The sequence below is a fragment of the Methylomonas sp. BG-2 genome, from assembly GCF_057766305.1.
The window spans coordinates 1-19,841 of sequence record NZ_JBYMAP010000063.1 but is presented as its reverse complement, the minus strand read 5'-3'; the positions used below and the strand labels follow the sequence as shown (position 1 = coordinate 19,841).

25 protein-coding genes are annotated in these 19,841 nt (G+C 56.4%); 7 read left to right on the top strand and 18 right to left on the bottom strand.

Annotated elements, in window-relative coordinates; translation table 11 throughout:
* Nucleotides 1-290 precede the first annotated feature (290 nt).
* The gene (locus AC3B8H_RS08210) at nt 291-713 is read left to right on the top strand and encodes an HIT domain-containing protein (RefSeq protein WP_488441112.1); all 423 of its coding nucleotides are present in this window, start codon (nt 291-293) and stop codon (nt 711-713) included.
* Here the strand turns inward: AC3B8H_RS08210 and AC3B8H_RS08205 are convergent.
* Nucleotides 702-1,109 (bottom strand): flagellar basal body-associated FliL family protein, encoded by a 408-nt coding sequence (locus tag AC3B8H_RS08205; protein WP_488441111.1) that lies wholly within the window; start codon nt 1,107-1,109, stop codon nt 702-704. The two genes, AC3B8H_RS08210 and AC3B8H_RS08205, sit on opposite strands and share 12 nt — an antisense overlap.
* A 66-nt stretch (nt 1,110-1,175) precedes the next feature.
* On the opposite strand from AC3B8H_RS08205, the gene nagZ reads away from it, so the two are divergent.
* From nagZ to AC3B8H_RS08190, 3 genes are read left to right on the top strand one after another with little or no spacing between them, the layout of a single operon-like run.
* On the top strand, nt 1,176-2,192 hold the full coding sequence (gene nagZ / locus AC3B8H_RS08200) for a beta-N-acetylhexosaminidase (protein ID WP_488441110.1): 1,017 nt from the start codon (nt 1,176-1,178) through the stop codon (nt 2,190-2,192).
* A complete protein-coding gene (locus tag AC3B8H_RS08195; protein ID WP_488441113.1) occupies nt 2,185-2,730 on the top strand; it encodes a hypoxanthine-guanine phosphoribosyltransferase in 546 nt (181 codons plus the stop codon). The genes nagZ and AC3B8H_RS08195 overlap by 8 nt, the downstream gene beginning before the upstream one ends.
* Nucleotides 2,727-3,461: an S-methyl-5'-thioinosine phosphorylase gene (locus AC3B8H_RS08190; RefSeq protein WP_488441109.1), complete on the top strand. Its 735-nt coding sequence runs from the start codon at nt 2,727-2,729 to the stop codon at nt 3,459-3,461. Before AC3B8H_RS08195 ends, AC3B8H_RS08190 begins: the two co-directional genes overlap by 4 nt.
* A 185-nt stretch (nt 3,462-3,646) precedes the next feature.
* Here the strand turns inward: AC3B8H_RS08190 and AC3B8H_RS08185 are convergent, their stop codons facing one another.
* Nucleotides 3,647-3,841 (bottom strand): hypothetical protein, encoded by a 195-nt coding sequence (locus AC3B8H_RS08185; protein ID WP_064030470.1) that lies wholly within the window; start codon nt 3,839-3,841, stop codon nt 3,647-3,649.
* 233 nt (nt 3,842-4,074) lie between these two features.
* Between AC3B8H_RS08185 and AC3B8H_RS08180 the strand changes: the two genes are divergently transcribed.
* Complete coding sequence (locus tag AC3B8H_RS08180; RefSeq protein WP_488441108.1) at nt 4,075-4,425, top strand: thiosulfate oxidation carrier protein SoxY; 351 nt, start codon at nt 4,075-4,077, stop codon at nt 4,423-4,425.
* Nucleotides 4,425-4,742, top strand: a complete 318-nt coding sequence (gene soxZ, locus AC3B8H_RS08175; protein ID WP_488441107.1) for a thiosulfate oxidation carrier complex protein SoxZ — start codon at nt 4,425-4,427, stop codon at nt 4,740-4,742. Before AC3B8H_RS08180 ends, soxZ begins: the two co-directional genes overlap by 1 nt.
* On the opposite strand, the gene AC3B8H_RS08170 is transcribed toward soxZ, so the two are convergent.
* From AC3B8H_RS08170 to AC3B8H_RS08125, 10 genes are all read right to left on the bottom strand, one after another.
* Nucleotides 4,739-5,707, bottom strand: coding sequence for a beta-ribofuranosylaminobenzene 5'-phosphate synthase family protein (locus AC3B8H_RS08170; protein ID WP_488441106.1), 969 nt, complete (start codon nt 5,705-5,707; stop codon nt 4,739-4,741). The two genes, soxZ and AC3B8H_RS08170, sit on opposite strands and share 4 nt — an antisense overlap.
* 34 nt (nt 5,708-5,741) lie before the next feature.
* Nucleotides 5,742-6,416 carry an HAD family hydrolase gene (locus AC3B8H_RS08165; RefSeq protein WP_488441105.1) on the bottom strand — a complete coding sequence of 225 codons (675 nt, stop codon included), beginning with the start codon at nt 6,414-6,416 and terminating at the stop codon, nt 5,742-5,744.
* A complete protein-coding gene (locus tag AC3B8H_RS08160) occupies nt 6,416-7,342 on the bottom strand; it encodes a hypothetical protein (protein ID WP_488441104.1) in 927 nt (308 codons plus the stop codon). Before AC3B8H_RS08160 ends, AC3B8H_RS08165 begins: the two co-directional genes overlap by 1 nt.
* Before the next feature lie 2 nt (nt 7,343-7,344).
* Entirely contained in the window at nt 7,345-8,271 is a 927-nt protein-coding gene (locus AC3B8H_RS08155) for a diguanylate cyclase (protein ID WP_488441103.1), read from the bottom strand.
* A gap of 92 nt (nt 8,272-8,363) precedes the next feature.
* Nucleotides 8,364-8,807 carry a YcgN family cysteine cluster protein gene (locus tag AC3B8H_RS08150; protein ID WP_488441102.1) on the bottom strand — a complete coding sequence of 148 codons (444 nt, stop codon included), beginning with the start codon at nt 8,805-8,807 and terminating at the stop codon, nt 8,364-8,366.
* Between the two features lie 5 nt (nt 8,808-8,812).
* Complete coding sequence (ftsX, locus tag AC3B8H_RS08145; RefSeq protein WP_488441101.1) at nt 8,813-9,775, bottom strand: permease-like cell division protein FtsX; 963 nt, start codon at nt 9,773-9,775, stop codon at nt 8,813-8,815.
* A gap of 2 nt (nt 9,776-9,777) precedes the next feature.
* Nucleotides 9,778-10,434: a cell division ATP-binding protein FtsE gene (gene ftsE / locus AC3B8H_RS08140; RefSeq protein ID WP_488441100.1), complete on the bottom strand. Its 657-nt coding sequence runs from the start codon at nt 10,432-10,434 to the stop codon at nt 9,778-9,780.
* A 4-nt stretch (nt 10,435-10,438) separates the two neighbouring features.
* Nucleotides 10,439-12,439, bottom strand: coding sequence for a signal recognition particle-docking protein FtsY (gene ftsY, locus AC3B8H_RS08135; RefSeq protein WP_488441099.1), 2,001 nt, complete (start codon nt 12,437-12,439; stop codon nt 10,439-10,441).
* A gap of 5 nt (nt 12,440-12,444) precedes the next feature.
* Nucleotides 12,445-12,978, bottom strand: coding sequence for an SCO family protein (locus tag AC3B8H_RS08130; protein ID WP_488441098.1), 534 nt, complete (start codon nt 12,976-12,978; stop codon nt 12,445-12,447).
* A 46-nt stretch (nt 12,979-13,024) separates the two neighbouring features.
* On the bottom strand, nt 13,025-13,771 hold the full coding sequence (locus tag AC3B8H_RS08125) for an SURF1 family protein (RefSeq protein ID WP_488441097.1): 747 nt from the start codon (nt 13,769-13,771) through the stop codon (nt 13,025-13,027).
* A 72-nt stretch (nt 13,772-13,843) separates the two neighbouring features.
* On the opposite strand from AC3B8H_RS08125, the gene AC3B8H_RS08120 reads away from it, so the two are divergent.
* Nucleotides 13,844-14,113, top strand: a complete 270-nt coding sequence (locus AC3B8H_RS08120; RefSeq protein ID WP_488441096.1) for a twin transmembrane helix small protein — start codon at nt 13,844-13,846, stop codon at nt 14,111-14,113.
* A 63-nt stretch (nt 14,114-14,176) separates the two neighbouring features.
* Here AC3B8H_RS08120 and AC3B8H_RS08115 read toward each other — a convergent pair whose 3' ends face one another.
* The 6 genes from AC3B8H_RS08115 to bioD form a co-directional block, all read right to left on the bottom strand.
* A complete protein-coding gene (locus AC3B8H_RS08115) occupies nt 14,177-15,055 on the bottom strand; it encodes a cytochrome c oxidase subunit 3 (protein ID WP_488441095.1) in 879 nt (292 codons plus the stop codon).
* Nucleotides 15,056-15,069: 14 nt separating this feature from the next.
* On the bottom strand, nt 15,070-15,615 hold the full coding sequence (locus tag AC3B8H_RS08110) for a cytochrome c oxidase assembly protein (RefSeq protein ID WP_488441094.1): 546 nt from the start codon (nt 15,613-15,615) through the stop codon (nt 15,070-15,072).
* A gap of 164 nt (nt 15,616-15,779) precedes the next feature.
* On the bottom strand, nt 15,780-17,396 hold the full coding sequence (ctaD, locus tag AC3B8H_RS08105; RefSeq protein ID WP_488441093.1) for a cytochrome c oxidase subunit I: 1,617 nt from the start codon (nt 17,394-17,396) through the stop codon (nt 15,780-15,782).
* A gap of 57 nt (nt 17,397-17,453) precedes the next feature.
* The gene (gene coxB / locus AC3B8H_RS08100; protein WP_488441092.1) at nt 17,454-18,674 is read right to left on the bottom strand and encodes a cytochrome c oxidase subunit II; all 1,221 of its coding nucleotides are present in this window, start codon (nt 18,672-18,674) and stop codon (nt 17,454-17,456) included.
* A 249-nt stretch (nt 18,675-18,923) separates the two neighbouring features.
* On the bottom strand, nt 18,924-19,319 hold the full coding sequence (locus AC3B8H_RS08095) for a bacteriohemerythrin (protein WP_488441091.1): 396 nt from the start codon (nt 19,317-19,319) through the stop codon (nt 18,924-18,926).
* 202 nt (nt 19,320-19,521) lie between these two features.
* A partial coding sequence (gene bioD, locus AC3B8H_RS08090; protein WP_488441090.1) for an ATP-dependent dethiobiotin synthetase BioD occupies nt 19,522-19,841 on the bottom strand: 320 nt, incomplete at its 5' end.

Genomic DNA, 19,841 nt, shown 5'->3' with positions numbered 1-19,841 from the left:
TCGGCACCAAGCGGGTGTCCCCGAAAGCCGCCAATCGAATCGCGCGGCCGGATTGGGACATGCCGCATTCGATTGATTGCGCTTTGGGCCATTCAGTGTCCCGACGCTGTATACCGAGTCGGATGTCCCTGAATGACTCGACGAAATCCACGGATTCGCAAACCGAGGGCCGACCGATTCAAGAGCCGTTCCGGCGAAAACGCCGACCGAGCTTTCATTGGACTGGTGCTAGCCGGTATCATGGCGCATGACCCACATTACAACACTGAAGCCATAGAACCGAGCAAGCCATGTCCGCTTTCCAGCTCCACCCGCAATTACAACAAGACTGTCACGAAGTCGGCCGCTTCGAGCTGAGCCTGCTGCTGCTGATGAACGACAGCGCCTATCCCTGGTTTATTCTGGTGCCGCAACGCTGCGGCTTGACCGAGTTATATCAATTGAACGATCGGGAACGGACTTTGTGGCTGGCGGAATCTTGCCAACTGGCGGAAACGATGGCGGCGATATTTCGGCCCGACAAACTCAATGTCGCGGCCATCGGCAATCTGGTGCCGCAATTGCATATCCATCATATCGCCCGCTATCGGACCGATCCGGCCTGGCCGGCGCCGGTGTGGGGCAAGTTTCCGGCGCAACCCTATACCGGCGATCAGGCGGAACGGCGCATCGGCCAAATGCGCCAAGCCCTACGAGGCAGGTTACTGGATTAGGAATTCTGAGAAAAAGACGTCTCGAAAGCCGTCCGGATTTTGAATCTTGGTCAGCAAATCGGTAATCATTTGCTTGGTTTTCAAACGTAAACCTTCGCGTTGTTCCATCGTTTGCAGATCGGCGGCATGCAAGCCGCTCAGCATCATGATCATTTCATGACGCAGCAGGGGCATGTGTTTTTTGATTTTTTCGACCGGCTCGGCGCCTTCCACCAGCAACTGCACGTTCAACAACAGGTATTTTTTCGGCTCGGCCAAGTTGACGGTAAAGGCCGGCTTCAATTCCAGATATTCGATGACCGGGCCGGCGCTTTCATCGGCCTTTTTTTCGCCGGAATTCGCGGCGGACAAACCGGGCAACAGCATCAAGCTAATCAACAAAATCAAAGTACGCACAGGGATTCCTCATATAATGTCGCGTTAAAGCGCAGAAAGTATATTCCAATTTAGACATTTATCACCATGAAAGCACCAGCCATCGGCCCGGTCATGATAGACATCGACGGGTTTAGTCTGACGGCCGCGGAGAGGGAAAAAATCGCCCACCCCAATACAGGCGCGTTGATCCTGTTCGCCCGCAATTTCGAACATCCGGAGCAAATCCAAGCCTTGATCGCCCAGATTCGCAAGGCGCGTGGCGGCGACATTTTGATCGCGGTCGATCAGGAAGGCGGCCGAGTGCAACGCTTTCAACACGGCTTCACTCGACTGCCGGCGGCCGCCAAGTATGCCGACAAACCTGAATTGACGGAAGCCGCCGGTTGGCTAATGGCGGCCGAACTGCTGGCGATCGACGTGGACTTTAGTTTCGCGCCGGTGCTGGACGTGGATCGCGGCGTCAGCGAAATCATCGGCGACCGCTCGTTTGCCACCGACCCCGCGCTGGCGGCCCAACTGGCCGGTGCCTTCCGCGCCGGCATGCGCGCGGCCGGCATGGCCGCGACCGGCAAGCATTTTCCCGGCCACGGCGCGGTCGCGCTGGACTCGCACCTGACCTTGCCGATCGACGAACGCGATCCGGCCAGCATCCGCGCCGAAGATCTCGTGCCGTTCAAGGTGCTGATTGACCAAGGCCTGGAAGCCGTGATGCCGGCCCATGTGGTATACCCGCGCATCGACAGGATGCCGGCGGGCTTCTCCGGCGTCTGGCTGCAAGACATACTGCGCGGCGAATTGGGCTTTAACGGCGCGATATTCAGCGACGATTTGAGCATGAACGGCGCGGCCGGTATCGGCGACTATCCGGACCGGGCGCGGTTGGCGTTGGAAGCCGGCTGCGACATGGTGTTGGTTTGCAATAATCCGGCGGCGGCCGAACAGGTCCTGGACGATTTACCGATTCGCCAACGGCCGGCCGGCGAAGCGAGGTTGCGGTCCATGCGCGGCCAGGCCGGGTACAGTCGCGACCAACTGCGGCAACTTCCGCAATGGCAACAAATCTCCAAACAACTCCAAGAGCTTTATGAATCCCATGCTTGATGAAATCGGCGACGTGCAACGCAACGCGCGGCTGCTACATTCCGGCGCCGAAGTCGAATCCGCGCTGGACCGGATCGCGGCTGAAATCAGCGCCGCGTTGCAAGACCGCAATCCATTGATCTTATGCGTGATCAACGGCGGCATCATCGCCACCGGCAAACTATTGCCACGCCTGGATTTTCCGTTGACGCTGGACAGCATCCACGCCAGTCGCTACCGCAACGCCACCTCGGGCAGCGAAATTCACTGGCTGTTTACGCCGACCACACCGCTGGCGGGGCGTACCGTGCTGATCGTCGACGACATCCTCGACGAAGGCCACACCTTGCGCGCCATCGTCGATTACTGCCAACAGCAAGGCGCCGAAGCCGTTTACACGGCGGCGCTGTTTGACAAACAACTCGGTGGCGCCAAACCGCTCGCATTGGACTTTGTCGGCCTGAACGTGGAAAACCACTATTTGTTCGGCTACGGCATGGATTACAAGGGTTATTTGAGAAACGCGGCGGGCGTCTATGCCTGCAAGGAAGTATTATGAGCTTGGCTATTATCGGCGGGACTGGCCTGACCCAAATGCCGGGCCTGACCATCACCGACGAACAAAGCGTGGACACCCCGTTCGGCACGCCGTCCGCGCCTTACCTGTTCGGCGAGTTGGCCGGCCGCGAAATGATATTTTTGGCCAGACACGGCAATCCCCACCGCATTCCCCCGCATAAAATCAATTACCGAGCCAATATGTGGGGATTGCAGGCCTTGGGCGTTACCGAAATCATTGCGGTCGCGGCGGTTGGCGGCATTGGCCGCGAGATGGCGCCGGCAATCATCGCAATTCCCGATCAATTGATTGATTACAGCTACGGCCGCGAACATACCTTTTTTGCCGACGACCTGGAACAGGTCACCCACATCGATTTCAGCGAACCCTACACACCGGCATCGCGGGCCCGTATCATCGCCGCCGCCGAACAAGCCGGCATCGCCACCGTAAACCACGGCACTTACGGGTGCACGCAAGGGCCTCGTTTGGAAACACCAGCGGAAATCAAACGCATGGCTAACGACGGCTGCGATTTAGTCGGCATGACCGGCATGCCGGAGGCGGCGCTGGCGCGCGAGTTGGGTATCGCTTACGCCAATGTGTCGGTGGTGGCGAATTGGGCGGCTGGCGTGGTTGCCGGCGAAATTACGATGGCGGAAATCGAAAAAAACCTGCACCAAGGCATGAACTCGGCGATCATGCTATTAAAAGCCATAGCGCAGGCTTGAGGTAGGCAGAAACATATTCGGGAAGGGTTTTGCCGAAGCCCGGACACCTCGGCAAAACCCCAATTGAAAGAAACCAAGGTTTCTTTTTTGTTGCGGGACCTAACGCAGCTTCCTTGTCACCGCCGCAAACCCACAAGTGGATAGGAGAATGCAGTTCGCGACGTCTCCCTAAAACTGTAACAGCCTTACTTGGTCAGGCCGTTTTTGTGCAGCACATCCGAACGATAAGCAGAGTTAGACGAATCTTCGGCGATGTTTTTGGCAGCGGTGGCGTATTTATCGTGCTCCGCGTTTTTCACCATGAAAACCGCACCAGCGACCATAACCACAGCCAGAGCGATGTAGAGCCAAAAATTGTCTTTTTCTTGAACTTCATTCATTTTGTACCTTCCTGTTTTGTTGTTGTAGATGGTGCTGAAACAATTTCAACGGTACTAACGATAACAAACCAAAATCGAAAAATTTTGATATACATCAAATAAAGCAGGGTTATTTAGGCATGACTTATGACCGCCGCACTTTCCTGGCCACTGTGGGCCTCAGTCTTGGCGCTTGCGCACTAAGCACCGGCGTCGGAGCCGTACTCGCGGCTCCGGTAGCACCGGGGGCGTCTTTGAGCAAAACCCGACTGGAAGAAATCTTGGAAATACTGTCCGATCCGGGACTCGAGGATGCGTCAAGCTTGGAATTGACCTTACCGGCCGTTGCCGAGAACGGTGCGTTCGTGCCGATCACGATCGCCAGTCCGCTGGAAGATCTCGAGCGGTTCGTCATCTACGTGGCTCACAATCCCAACCCGCTGGTCGCCGAAATCGAACTCTCGCCGCCTGCGTTGGCGTTTGCCAGCATCCATATCAAAATGGCGGGGTCCGGGGAGGTGGTCGTTTTGGCGAAGCGCGGCTCGACTTGGCTGCGCGGTCGGCGGAACGTGGAAGTCGGCGTCGGCGGTTGCGGAACCGGCTGATGAGTACGATTAAAATCAGAAGTCGCGCGCTAGCGGAATATTGGGAAATTCGAATTTTGATTCAGCATCCGATGGAAAACGGCCGTAACCGCGATGCCAACGGCGCACTGATTTCGGCCCACTTCATTCAAACCTTGACACTGGCGCTAAACGGCACGCCAACTGTTTCGGTCAATATGGCCGGCAGCGTTTCCAGGAACCCCTATTTCGTCTGTCGGTTGCGCGCCAATGTTGGCGATCGAATCAGCGTGGCGTGGTTGGATAATCTAGGCAATCAAGACCGCATCGAGCAACAGCTGGTCGAACGCGCCGATTAAGCAAGTTCTTCGCAAACCAAGCGGGCCGGCTGATTGCGCGCGCTGGCCACCAAGAATCCGAGCGGCGATCGGGCGAACCGTGCTTCTAGGGTTTGAACCAACTCGGCGGCGCGTTGGGGGGACTCCACCGCGCAGAATCCGGTAGGTCCCCAGGAGGTCTGGCCGATCGCCACGGCGCCGGCCTGCTCCAGCATCGTCATCGCCGCCGCCACATCCGGGCTGGTGAAAATTCCGCCCTGCACCGGCGCGAAATGCTCGCCGACCGCCCGTTGCAACTCGGTAATCACCGCGCCGAACCTTGGCAAATCATGCTCGGCCAGCGCCGGCAGGCCCTGCATCAGCAACAAGTAACACAAGCGCTCGGCACTGGCTTGCGGAAAGGGCGGCAACCGGCTAAACGCGCTAATTTCCTGTTCGCCGTGCAGTCCTTGGCCGCGCTGGTCGAATACCAGGATAAAGCGCCACTGCTCCGGAATCGGCATTTGCGCTATCAGCGGCGGGGTTTTGGTATCCGGACCACGGCCGCCGTCGACCACCAAGCCGCCTTTTTCGAAAATTCCGATGCCTATCCCGGAGCGAGCACCGCGTTCCGACAACAACGCAATATCTCGCACTGTCAAACCCAGACCGTAAAATTGACTTAACGCGGCCCCAACCGCCAGCGACATCTGCGTGCCGGAACCCAGGCCGATGTGCTCCGGAATCACGGTTTCCAACGCCAGCCGTAACCGATCGGAGACCCCCAGACGCTCGCACAGCTGCCCCAGACAGCGGCCAGCGCGTTCTGTTTCCGGACCGATCACGGTCAGCGTCTCGGCGGCGCTCAGCGTTAAGCGGGTGTTGATTTCCTCTACCGCTAGGCCGATGCTGCCGAAATGCCGCCCCAAGCCACCGCTCAAATCGATAAAGCCCATGTGTAATCGGGCTGGCGCCACCACCGTGACCGTTTCGAACTGCGCTTTCACCACCGGGATTCCAAGACCAAAAAACGAGGCGGCATTATAACGGAAGCGACCGCGCGGCCGAGATTAAATCGGCGACTTCACGCAAGTCCGCCAGCACCCGTTCGGCCTGCCGGCCGGCCAGCGCATCGACCGGATAGGCCGAGGGCACCAGCCAGCAACGAATGCCTGCCGCCGCCGCCGCCGCCACGCCTACCGGCGAATCTTCCAGCGCCAGACAGGCCGACGTCGGCAAACCCAGCCTTTCCGCCGCCGCCAGATACACGTCGGGCGCCGGCTTACCCCGCGCCACCTGATCGACCGCCACCAGTAACGGAAACGCCTCGGCCAGACCGGCATAGGCCAGACTGCGCCGCGCCGCCGTCGCTCGGCTGTTGGTGGCGATGCAATAAGGAATGTCGGCGGATCGCGCAGCCTCCAGCAATTCCGATAGCCCCGGCTTGACCGCGATACCGTCGGTTTCAACTATCGCCAGCCAAACTTCGCCGCTCAACCGGCGAAATCGCGCCTCGTCGAAATCGGCGCCAGCCAGTGTCGCCAGCCCGGCCAACACGCCCGCCCCGGACAAACCGAGCAGGCTTGTCCAGTCCTCCTCCGAGAAACGGAAACCCATTTCCGCGGCGGCGGAACGCCAGGCCGCCCGGTAAGTCGATTCGCTATCGATCGCCAGACCGTCCAGATCGAGAATCAGGCCGGCAACCGCCGCGACCATCAGCGCAATACCTTGATATATTCGCCCAGCGCTTCGCGATTGGAACCGACCACCACGCGCCGCCGGCCGGCATCGTCGATTTCCAGCAAACCGGCGACCACGACGACTTCGCCGGCCTGCGCCTGCCCGCAGTAAGTCGCCGTGTAACAGACGATGCTGTCCGCTTGCGGATGGTCGATAGAAAAAATAGCCGGATAATCAAAGGCGTGAAAATCGTCGCTGATTCGGGCTTGCAGTTCGACGCTACCCAGTTTGCGATATACGCGCGTTTCGCTCGCTAGCGTCGGGGTCAGCAAGGTCAGATCGAATTTGCGGCCGTTGATCATGGCCTTATTGTATTTTCGCAATTCATGCCAAATGTATTCGTCGAGCGCGAAATCACAGGCGCGGCGCCGATAGGCTTCCAACCAATCCGCATCGTCCAGAACCTGGCAATGATCCTCGGCGATCAAGCATTGCACGACGTTACGGGCCTTGTGAAAGATTTCGCGGTCGTAACAGACCAGATCGATATCCGAGCTGTGTTTTTGCATGCCGACCTGCAACGAACCGGTCACGCCAAACTGCGCCAAGTCCAAGCCGTATTGGCGAAACAACGCGCAGAGTCCGTGCAAGTCGGCCAGCACCGGATCAGTGGGCTCGACTTCCAGTAAGCGGTGCAGGATTTGTCTGGGATGAAAATGACGCGTCACCGCGGTTTGCGGCACCGCATGCAAGCGGGCGTCCAAGCGCGTCGAGTAATGCAGGTATTGCGGATAATGCGCCGCCAACAGGGCGTTGGCGCTATCGCTATCGACTTTGCGCCAAGCGCCGTCCAAAAACGCATAGCGCAGGAAGCACAGAATCCGGCCGGCCTCCAGACCGTCGGCGACCACCGCGAAAATCAGCTGCTCGCCTGTTTCTATGAAATCCTTGGGCCTGAACATATTCAGCCTATTTCCACCCGGTTGCGGCCCAACTGCTTGGCGCGATACAACGCGGCATCGGCGGCCTTGATCAACTCATCCGGCGATGAGTATTGGCCGAGGTGCGCGGCCGCGCCGATGCTGAGCGTGACGCGCCCGTAGCCGGACGCGGCATGAACAATACCCAGAGCCTGGACCGCGTGGCGCATCCGTTCCGCCAATTCACGCGCTTCTACCAGCAAGGTCGCCGGCAAAACCGCGACGAACTCCTCGCCGCCGTAGCGGCAGATCAAGTCGGTGCTGCGCCTTAGCAGATCGGACAGGGTCTTGGCCACTTCGACCAGGCATTCGTCACCGCGCGGGTGTCCGTAGCTGTCGTTGTACTTCTTGAACTCGTCGATGTCGCAAACCAACACCGACAGTACCGAATTATTGCGTTGCGCCAGCGCAAATTGCAGCTTCAACACACTATCCAAGCGACGGCGATTCGCCAAGCCGGTCAATTGATCGCTCAACGACAGCCACTCCAGTTCCTGGTTGACCAATTGCAGCTGCTGTTGAGACTTTTGCAACTTTTGGCGCATCAAGTAAATTCGCTCCATCGCCACCATCGTGTAGCGCAAACGCAACGGATTCAGCGGCTTTTGCAAATAGGCGTCGCCACCCGCCAGTATGCCCCGACAGAACGAATCGTCGTCACTGCGCATCGTCAAGAACACGATCGGGAACCAATCGGATTTTCGCAACTCACGGATGGCCTTGGTCGCCTCGAAGCCGTCCAGATTCGGCATTTCAACGTCCATCAAAACCAGATCGACATCTTGGTCGGCAACGTATTGCAGGGCTTCCGCGCCGTTTTCGGCAAAGGCCACTTGATGTCGCAATTCACTCAGGCATTCCGCCACCAATTGCCTTATCGCCTTGCTATCGTCGACGACTAAAACTTTCATACGCTCCGCCTATTCCGTTCCGACTGACCACGAGTTTAGTTCAACCTTCCGGAAAATAGGTTAAGAGCGAACAACGGCGACATTTGACATCGCTAATCCCTGGATTTCGGCGGCAACCAAGCGATGATGTGGTCTTCCAAATCGTCTACTTCCGCTTCCTTGATCGCGAAACGGGTCACCGAAATCCCCGCTTCCGCCACCGTTTCCGGCCGGCTGGAAACCAACGGGTGCCATTCCGGCAATGGCTCTCCATCCAGCAGCAAACGATAGGCGCAGGTGTCTGGCATCCAGTGATACGCGCTGAAATCGTGTTGTTTCAAGTCCAAACAATCGGGCACCAATACGCAGCGCTCGGCATAACGGGTGCAACGGCAAGTGTCCAGATCGATTAAATCGCAGACGACTCGCGTCAGCGCGATTTCGCCGGTATCTTCATCTTCCAGTTTGTTAAGACAGCATTTGCCGCAGCGATCACACAGCGATTCCCACTCTTCGGTGGTCATTTCGGCCAGCGTCTTGGTTTCCCAAAAGCTCATCTCGACTACTCCGGTTTCAGCAAGCGCAGTTGGTAATTCAACACGACCCAAGCGCCGCAGACCGCCAGCGCCGACGAAATGGTCAGCAACAGCAAAAATTCGCCGAAACTCAGAAACAATAACTCGAAGGCGCTGTTGTAAAGTACCGACAATTTCTCGACCGGTGATTCCAGGATCAGCAGCATCAAGGTCACGATCAGCCAGCCCAGAAAGCCGGCGATGAAGCCCAACCAAAACCCGGTGTAGAGAAACGGCCGCTGAATGAAGGCATTCGTAGCGCCGACCAGTTTGGAAATATAGACTTCGTCCTGACGGTTCTGCAATTCCAGGCGTATGGTGTTGCCGGTGATAAAGGTCACCGCAAAACCCAGCAACAGACTGACCAACATCACGCCACGGCTGGCAATGGTCATGATGGTCTGCAAGCGGGCCACCCATTGCATGTCCACTTGCACAAAATCCACCTGCGGCAATTGTTTGAACTCCGCCATCAGTTTTTCGATGTCTGCGTTGGATTCCAGAGTGTGCTTGGGTTGCACTTGAATCACGCTGGGCAACGGATTTTGTTCCAGGGCGTTCAGCGCATCGCTGAAACCGCTATTGGCCTTGAACTCGTCCAACGCTTGCTTTTTAGTGATCAGCTTCACCGCTTCGACGCTGGGATTTTGCTGCAACTGCTCAACCAGCTTCTGACCGGCTGCATCGGTAACGTTGTCGTGCAAGAACAACGACATTTGATTGCTGCTTTCCAGATTTCCGGTCAATTGCTGGATATTGGCAACGCCGATGTAAAAGCCGCCGGACAACGACACCGCAATCGCCAACACCAGCACCGTCATCGCCGACGTGAACGGCGAACGGGTCAAGCGTCCAAGGCTGGAAAACAGGCCATGGGCGTGATTCAACAAATAAGCCTGGAAACGGTCACGGAGACGCTGGCCGAAATGTTTGCGTTGTACCTGTCTCATCGTCAACTCGCCACCAAATGGCCTTTGTCCAAGGTCAGCACCCGATAGCCGAGCACGTGAACCAGCTCGATATCGTGAGTGGCGATCAACACCGTCACCCCAACCTGCTTGAACTGCTCGAACATATGCATGACTTCGGCCGACAGATCCGGATCAAGGTTGCCGGTCGGCTCGTCGGCGATAATCAACTTGGGCTTATTGACGATGGCTCGGGCGATGCCGACCCTTTGTTGTTCGCCGCCGGAAAGCGCCAACGGATATTTGCGCTCCTTGCCCAACAGTCCCACTTTGTCCAGCGAAGCCCGCACCCGTCTCGCCACTTCCTGAGCCTGATAGCCGGATACCACCAGCGGCAACGCCACGTTATCGAACACAGTCCTATCGTTCAGCAATTTGTAATCCTGAAAGATCAGGCCGAGTCCGCGCCGCAAGTACGGCACCTTACGCTCACTGACCCGATTGATGAGCTGGCCGTCCAGGAATATATTGCCGCGCGTGCATTGCTCCATCATCGCAATCAATTTCAGCAACGTACTTTTGCCGGCACCGGACCGCCCGGTCAGAAACGCCATTTCGCCTTTTTGCAAATGAAAACTGACGTCGATCAACGCCTCGCCGGCGTCGGGGTAACGTTTGCTGACGTGTTCGAATTTAAGCATGGTGTCAGTCTTTAGCGAACAAGGCCTCGACAAACTGCTCGGCGTCGAAATCCTGCAAATCGTCGATGCTCTCGCCGACGCCGATGAAGCGGATCGGAATGTGCAGCTGATTGGCCAACGCGAAAATGATACCGCCCTTGGCGGTACCGTCCAGTTTGGTCAGAGCCAGACCTGTCAAACCAACCGCTTCGTTGAACAATTTGGCTTGGGACAACGCATTCTGGCCGGTGCCGGCATCCAGAATCAACAGCACTTCATGCGGCGCGCTGTCGTCCAACTTGGCCATGATCCGTTTAATCTTTTTCAACTCATCCATCAGATTGGATTTGGTATGCAAACGGCCGGCGGTATCCGCGATCAACACGTCCACGCCCTTGGACTTGGCCGACTGCAGGGCGTCGAAAATCACCGATGCCGAATCGGCGCCGGTGTGCTGGGCCACGACCGCGACATTGTTCCGCTCGCCCCAAGTCTGTAGCTGCTCGACCGCCGCCGCCCGGAAGGTATCGCCGGCCGCCAGCATCACGCTATGGCCTTGTTGCTGCAAGCGTTTCGCCAATTTACCGATCGACGTGGTTTTGCCGACGCCGTTGACGCCGACCACCAGTATCACGAACGGCCCCTCCCGTTCCGGAATTTTCAGAGGTTGCGAGCAGGGTTTCAATATCGTCAGCAGTTGCTGCTTTAACGCATCGAGCAAGGCGTCGCCGTCGGCCAGTTGTTCGCTCTCCAGCGACTGTTGCAAATGTTCGATCAATTGCGTCGTGGTTTCGATGCCAAGGTCGGCCATCAGCAAACTCGCCTCCAGATCGATCAGCAGTCCCTTGGTCACCGCTTTCTTGCCAAACGCCAAGCTGCCCAATACCGATCCGAAACCGCCGCGGGTTTTCCGCAGTTGATTGCTCAGGCGTTGGTACAAACTCTCCGCCGCCGGTGCTTCGGCGGGCGGCGGCGCCAATTCGACCTCATCGGCCGTTAGCGGAATCGGCAATTCACCGACAGCAACCTCGGCTTCGGCTTCGGCTTCGGCTTCGGCTTCGGGGAAACCGTAACGACTGTACAGTCCGATGGCTAATAGCGGCACCATCAGCAAAGCCGCCACCGCGTTGTGCGCAACCGCCAATCCCAGCGGCAAACCATATTTGACGCTGAAGATCCCCAAGACAATTTGCAACAGCAAAAACAGGCTGACCAGATTGCCGGCTAGCCGTACCGGTTTCGGATACCGTTCGCCGGTCGCCACCAGCATCAACGCGCTCAAGACCAAGAAGGTCACGCCGGCCCACAAGCGGTGAACGGCGTGAATCGCCGCTAGCGCGGCTCCGCTCAACAACTGCCCTTCCGGACGAAACGGGTTCAATGCGTCCCAGTAGTCGGCCGCCGGTAGCCAAAGTCCATGGCAGCGCGGAAAATCGTCGCAGGCCAGTCCGGCGTAATTGCTGCTGACCCAGCCGCCCAGCGCGATCTGCGCCAGCACCACAACCATCGCCAATCCGGTCAGCCAACTCGGCCCGGAGCTATCCGAACGCCGGCTGAGTGTCGGATTCATGCGCAGATAAGCCCAAACCAACGCCCAAAACGTCGTGTATCCCAACAACAAATGCCCGGTGACAATAGCCGGAGTAACCTTGGAGGCCACGGTCCACATGCCCAACGCCGCTTGGCAGGCAATCAGCAACAGGATAACCAGCGCCCAGCCGACGGCGAGGCCGCGCCGTTGCTCGCGCCACGCGAACGGCAGCGTCAGCAACGCCAATAACGCCAGCGCCCCGGCCAGATAACGGTGAGCCATTTCCTTCCAGGCCTTGGCCACATCGACCGTCTGTCCGGCAAATTTGGCCGCCGCATCGGCTTTGAATTGGTCGGTATCGGCGACGACGGCCTTACCGTAACAGCCCGGCCAGTCCGGGCAACCCAAGCCGGCGTGGCTGAGGCGGACATAGGCGCCGACCACGATGACCAGCAGCGCCAGCACGGCTCCGCACATTAGTAATCTTCTGAACATGTTTATTAACCGATTTGCGAAATTCTGAGGAGTTTGCTTAAGTCGTCTCTGACTTGGTAGGGATCGAATCCGGGCGGGTACTTCATCATCAGATTGCCGAGCGGGTCCATGATGATCAGGGCGCCTTCAACCGCCACCGGACCAGTGCCCGTCAGTCCTACCCGCAAGCCGTCGACCGGCAGCGCCTTCAACAGACGTGCATCGTCGCGCCATTCGCTAGGCAGTGCGATCTGTACGTCGCTCAGCAAGGCCAAGCGCCTTACTCGGGCAATATCCTTGCCTATCATCAGGCCGATCTGCCGAGATTTATGCAACGCATCGGCGCATACCTGGGTGCAGGCGGCAAATACAGGGTTGATTAATACCCAATGTCCCTTCAATTCGCCCAGATTTTCTTGGGAAAACGTATCGGCTCCGACAAAATTCGCCGGTTCGGTCCGCATCGGTGGCTGAATTAACTCACCGTGGTTGGTCCCCAATCTGACTGTGTCCGGATGCGCCGCCAAATACCAAGCGATGGTGAACGGAATCGCCGTCATGGCGAAGATCCCTAAAATGGTGAGACGATTTTTTTTTAATTGTTGTTTACTCACGAGGTTTACGAAGACTGTTCCAAAACATTAGGAGGGTTAACGTTAGCGCTAAACCGAACCATTGTACTGCATAGGCCCGGTGTTTTTCCGGCGGAATGACCACGTTGATGTGCCACTCCCGCAGATAGCCGGCCGGTTGGTCCGCATCCAATTCCAGCTGGAAAGGTGCCAGCGCGTAGCCGAATTTGACGCCGAGCGCCGCCAAATCGACATATTGGGTGCGTGCCGGCCAGCCTTCGCCCGGCGTTCCGCCGCCCGCCAGACGAATACCGACATCGGGAAAACGGTTGATACGCCCCCCCACCTGCTCGACCGGCGTTTCGATACTCAAATCCGGAACTATTCGCCTATCGCGGCCCAGCGGCAACCAGCCGCGATTGACCAAGATCGCCGCTTGGCCGTTCACGGGCAAAAACGGCGTAAACACCAAATACCCTGGCCGCCCCTCGTGAACCTGATTGTCGAGTAATATTTGATGGGCGTCGTCGTAATGCCCTCGTAAGGTCGCCTTGCGATACCGGCTCGCCTCGAGCTCCGGCTCTCCCGGTATCCGCTGGTTCAAATCCAGCGCGACCGACAGCTGGGCGGCCTGTTGCGCATCCAGCAAGGCTTGTTTTTCGTCCGCTCGGCGCAATTGCCAGAACCCCAGGCTGCACAGCAAAACCATCATCGCGAGATAAGCCAGCAACAAAGCCGGCGAGCAGCGCCACTCGATGCGAAGCAGCTGAAATTTAACCATCGAAAACCGCCCTAGTATTGGCAAGCCCTTGGGAATCGTCGAGAATGGCGCTTTTGCGCCCATATTCCCGCCATGCCGATCAAAATATTCGTTATTGTCGCTTTTCTCGCCATTTTAGTCAGCCTGGGCTCGGCGCTGTTTCATCTGGTCAGGCATAAAAGCGACGAAGACTCGCGTAAAACCGCCAAAGCGCTGACGTTCCGGATTGGATTGTCGCTGGGTTTGTTTATTCTGCTGGTCCTGGCCTTGGCCACCGGCCTGATTCAACCGCACGGCCTGGGTGTCAGAATGCATACCGGCGAAAAACCGACTTCATCCGCTCCGCAAACCCCTGACAAATAAACACCGGCAAAAAAAAAGCGCGCTCGGCGACGAGCGCGCTTTTTTGGCGATCAAGTCCGGCGCTTACATCAAGTAAACAAAGACGAACAAGCCCAGCCAGACCACGTCGACAAAGTGCCAATACCAGGCGGCCGCTTCGAAAGCGAAATGGTTTTCCGGCGTAAAATGGCCTTTCCAGCTTCTGAATAGCACGACAGACAGAATAATCGCACCGACACAAACGTGGAAACCGTGGAAACCGGTCAACATAAAAAAGGTTGAGCCGTAGATGCCGGAACCCAGCGTCAAACCCATCTCGTGGTAGGCTTCGTAATACTCGGTGGCTTGGCAGGCAACAAACAAAAAGCCCAAACCGACGGTCGCCAACAGGCCTTTGATCAGTTGGCCGCGATGCTTGGCCAACAAACCGTGATGCGCCCAAGTGCAGGTAACACCGCTGGATAACAGCAACAAGGTGTTGAGCAACGGTAAACCGAAGGCGCCCATCGGTTCGAATTCGCCGCCGACCTTACCGGGACCGTTGGTGGGCCAAGTCGAGCTAAAACCATTCCACAACGTAAAGGTCGAACGCCCCGGTCCGCTGATAAACTCGCCGTCGGTCGCCCCCAACCAAGGCACCGACAGATTGCGGGTGTACCAAAGCGCGCCGAAAAACACCGCAAAGAACATCACCTCGGAAAAAATGAACCACATCATCCCCATCCGGTAGGAAATACCGACGCCGTGGTTGTACATGCCGGACTCGCTTTCGGTAGCCTGCAACGCAAACCACGCACCCAACATCACCAGAAACACCACGAACCCGGCCAACATCATGCCGGAGCCGATCGAGTTGCCATTCAAATGGTTTGCAAAGCCCGCCAGCGTCAGCATCAAACCGGCGGTGGCCATCACCGGCCAAGTGGCTTTATGCGGGATGTAATAAGCTGTGTTTGTAGACATAACCTTCCCCTTCGTTAATTTTCAGATTTTTCAGTAATTTCAAAAAAAGTGTAAGACAGCGTAATGTTTTTATAGCGATCGGGCAGCTTCGGATCGACCACCAGACGAACCGTCATGTTCTTCTCTTCGTTGGGGGCGAATATCTGTTCCAACTCGCAAAAACAAATCACCTTGGTAACATATTCCTTAACCAACCCCGGCGTGTAAGTCGCTACCGCGCGTACCTTAATCCTACGATCGCTCAAGTTCTTCGCTCTGAATCCCACCGAATAATATTGTCCCGGATGAATTTTCAGACTGGGCGTTTCCACCTTGAAGTCCATCGGTACCGAGCGATTCAACGAAGTCAAAAACTCCATCGTAACTTCCCGGCTTTCGTCAACCTTGAACTCGGATTCAGTCTTGGCCACGCTTTCCAGCGTGGCGTTTTGTCCGGTGAGTTCGCAAAGCACATCGTAAAGCGGTACCAACGCATAACCGAACCCAAACATCAGTACCGCCACGCCGATCAATTTCGCCGCCAGTCTGACGTTTTTACCGCGCAACTCTTCGCCGCTCATTGCGACATGGCCTTCATCACCGCGAACACATAAATCGTCAACGCAACCGCCACCAAGGCCACTGCGGTCAATATGTTTTTTGTCTTGATATTCATCTCTATCCTCGCGGAGCCCCTGTCGGCTCGCGCCAACAGGGGCCGCCGTCCAAGCCATCCGTCAAGCAACTAAAAATGCTCTGTCGGAATCTTTTCAGGTGGAGTCGCGAAAGTGTGGTAAGGCGCGGGAGACGCTACGGTCCACTCCAAGCTGTGCTTGCTGGCGTCTTCCCAAACTTCGTCGGTGACTTTCTCGCCGGTACCGCCGCGGATGGTATCGATGACGATATAGACGAACAACAATTGGCTGAAGCCGTAGATGAAAGCGCCGATACTGGACACCATGTTCCAATCCGCGAATTGAATCGCATAGTCCGGAATACGGCGCGGCATGCCGGCCAGACCCAAGAAATGTTGCGGGAAAAACAGGATGTTGACCGAAATCGCCGACAACCAGAAATGCAGTTTGCCGATTTTCTCGTTGTACATATGTCCGGTCCATTTAGGCAGCCAAAAGTAACCCGCGGCCATCAAGATGAAGACCGAAGCAGGTACCAGCGTGTAATGGAAATGAGCCACGATGAAATACGTATCGTGGTATTGAAAATCAACCGGCGCGACCGACATCATCAAGCCGGTGAAACCACCCATCGTAAACAACACCACGAACGCGATCGCAAACAGCATCGGCGTTTCGAAAGTCATCGAGCCCTTCCACATCGTCGCGGTCCAGTTGAAGACTTTCACGCCGGTCGGAATCGCGATCAGCATCGTCGCATACATAAAGTAAAGCTCGCCGGCAATCGGCAGGCCGACGGTAAACATGTGATGGCACCAAACGATGAACGACAGAAAGGCAATCGCACCGGTCGCATACACCATCGACGCGTAACCGAACAACGGTTTCCGAGCAAACACCGGAATAATGGTCGAAGCCACGCCGAAGGTCGGCAGAATCATCACATACACTTCGGGATGGCCGAAGAACCAAAAGATATGTTGATACAACACCGGGTCGCCACCGCCAGCCGCATCGAAGAAGCTGGTGCCGAAGAAACGGTCGGTCAACAGCATGGTCACCGCGCCGGCGAAAACCGGCATGATCGCGATCAGTAGGAATGCGGTAATCAGCCAGGTCCAGACGAACAACGGCATTTTCATCAAGGTCATTGCCGGGGCGCGCATATTGAAAATGGTCGCGATCACATTGATCGCACCCATGATCGACGACACACCCAGTAAGTGGACCGCGAAGATCGCGAACGGCAGGGCTTTTCCGGTCTGTAATACCAGCGGCGGATACAGCGTCCAACCGGCCGAAGGCGCGCCGCCTTCCATGAACAAGGTGCTGGCGATCAACAAAATACCGGCCACCAGCATCCAGAAGCTCATGTTGTTCATTCGCGGCAGCGCCATATCCGGCGCACCGATCATCATCGGAATCATCCAGTTGGCCAAGCCGACGAAGGCCGGCATTACCGCCCCGAACACCATGACCAGCGCATGCATCGTGGTCATCGAATTGAAGAAATTTGGATCGACGAATTGCAATCCCGGCTCGAATAGTTCCGACCGAATAACCAAGGCCATGCTACCGCCGACGAAAAACATCACCAGCGAAAACACCAGATACATCGTCCCGATGTCTTTATGGTTGGTAGTAATTATCCAGCGCAGAAAACCCTTCTCCGGGCCGTGATCGTGGTGATCGTGATGATCATCATGTTCAGCTACGACAGCAGTCATACGTAATACCTCAAGAAATAATAGATAGTGAGTTCAACCCTAGAAAACCGGTTCAAATCAAGAGCCGGCTTTGTTTTCAGCGACGACCTTGGGTTTGACTTCGCCGTTCTCTTTACATTGTTGAGCCGCATCGTCGATATCCGGATACAAATCGTCGAAATCGTCGAGTGTCAGAGCCTGACAAGGTTGAAACTCATCGCCGACGTTGTTGCCCAGATTTGGGGAATTCCGCAGATAGGTCACCAATTCGGCTAATTCATCGGCGGGCAATTTCTTGAACGCCGGCATTTTGCTGGTACCGGCTTGAACAAAGCCAATCAATTGATCGACATTGCCGGTCACTTTCGGGCTAGCGCTCAGGGCAGGATACCAACCGCTGATGCCCTTGCCGTCAATTTGATGGCAAGCCACGCAGTTTTTCAAATAAACCGACTCGCCCTTAATCAGCAGCGAAGACCGGGATAACTTGCTCAAATCCGGTGCTTGTTTTTGTTTTTCCAGCGTGGTTTTCACCCAAGCGTCGTATTGCTCCTGTTCCATTGCAATCACGACCACCGGCATGAAGCCGTGATCCCGACCACACAACTCGGTGCATTGACCGCGATACACGCCGGGCTTGTCGACTTGGGTCCACGCCTCGTTAACGAAACCGGGGTTGGCGTCTTTTTTCCAGCCCAGATCGGGAACCCACCAAGAGTGAATCACATCGGCGGCGGTAAACAGAAAGCGGATTTTCTTACCGACCGGGACCACCAACGGTTTATCTACGTTCAGCAGGTAGTTGGGTACCGCGCGCGGGTCCATCGTGCTGACCCGGTGGGTTTTTTCACTGGCTTCGTCCAAATGGCTTTCGAAGTGAATGCCGGAATCCAGGTATTCGTAGTCCCAATACCACTGTTTCCCGGTGACTTTGATGCTCATCTCGGATTCCTGGGTTCCGTCCAGATCGACCACGGCTTTGGTTGCCGGAATCGCCATACCGATCAGAATCAGCGTAGGGATAATGGTCCAGATGATCTCGACCGTTGTGTTTTCATGAAACTGCGATGCTTCGTGCCCTTTTGATTTTCGATGATGGAAAATCGAGTAAAACATCGTACCGAACACCGCGACACCGATGAATACGCATATCCAAAGGATCAGCATGTGCAAATCGTACAGCTCATGACTGAGTTGTGTCACACCTTGCACAAGATTGAGTGTGTAGTCCGCGTGCGCCGCCTCCAGGCCCCAGGCCATCAAAACCAGACACGCGAGCAGTTGCTTTGTTTTCTTCACGGAGCAGCCTCCCCACTAGTAGTTATAAACTTGTATGCGTTATATCTTCTGTAACATTGCGCACCCAACCGGCGAGGCCCGCGGTTCCTTTTACAGATAATTGTCTTAAATAAACTGAGCAATTTTACCCCATCGCAGAGCGGCAAACCAGAAGAGGTTTTCCCGTTTCGGCAATTTACACGTAAAAAAGGCTTGCGAACATTGCTGCTCGCAAGCCTTTGTGGCCGTTTTGGCCTGACGGCTTAGTCGTTATTTCAGCGCGTCCGAATACGACTTATCGAACGTCGGAATATGGCTATCCAACCAGCCTTTCACCAATTGCCCGACTTCCTCGGTCACTTCGGCTTGGCCGGCGTGGAATTTTTTTTGCAAATCGGCGCAAATACCGACCATGGCCTCGTGCTCAGCCTTGTGGCGATCGTAACCACCGAACCCCTTGGCCAGCATTTCCCGTTCTTCATGAGCAAAGTGATCGACTACATAAGCGATCAAAGCATCCAGTGAGGCGCCGATCGTCGCGCGCGCCGCGCCGCCGGTTGCCTCATCGTACAGTTTGTTCAACAAACCGAACAATGTCTGATGCTCCGAATCGGCAAAGCCCACGCCGGTGCCATACTGATCCGCGGTCCAAGTAATTAAAGCCATAAAACGCCTCCAGGTTGTTTTTTTATATAGGATGCGCCGCGCGAATTCGTCCCGGATTCCGCCAGCGGCAATCAGTCCATGCGGACTTTTAAGTTCAGGCCGCCGGCCCTTCAAACCGGCGCCACCATCGTCTCCTTTTCACGAGAGGCCAAGCTAGTCGCCCTGCCCTCGGATGGTGGCCGCCATTGTCGTCATCCACGCTTTAAAAATTTTGACGTAAATCAAACATTTGCCAGTTTGGCAGGCATAGATGTTGCCCCAATTCGGCGAAATCCGGCGCCAGCCGGTGAGGCAATACGCCCAGTAACGGAACCGACAAATGGGTTTGCAAATACGCCAGATTGCCCTCGAAACCCGGCATTGCCTCGCTCAAACAGACCGCGATCCAACCGGCGCAGCGCAATCCGGCCTGCTCGACGGCCGCGACGGTCAGGCGCGCGTGATTAATGCAACCCAAGCGCATGCCAACCACGACCACCACCGGCAATCCCAAGTGGCGCGCCAAACCGGCGTTGTCCAAGA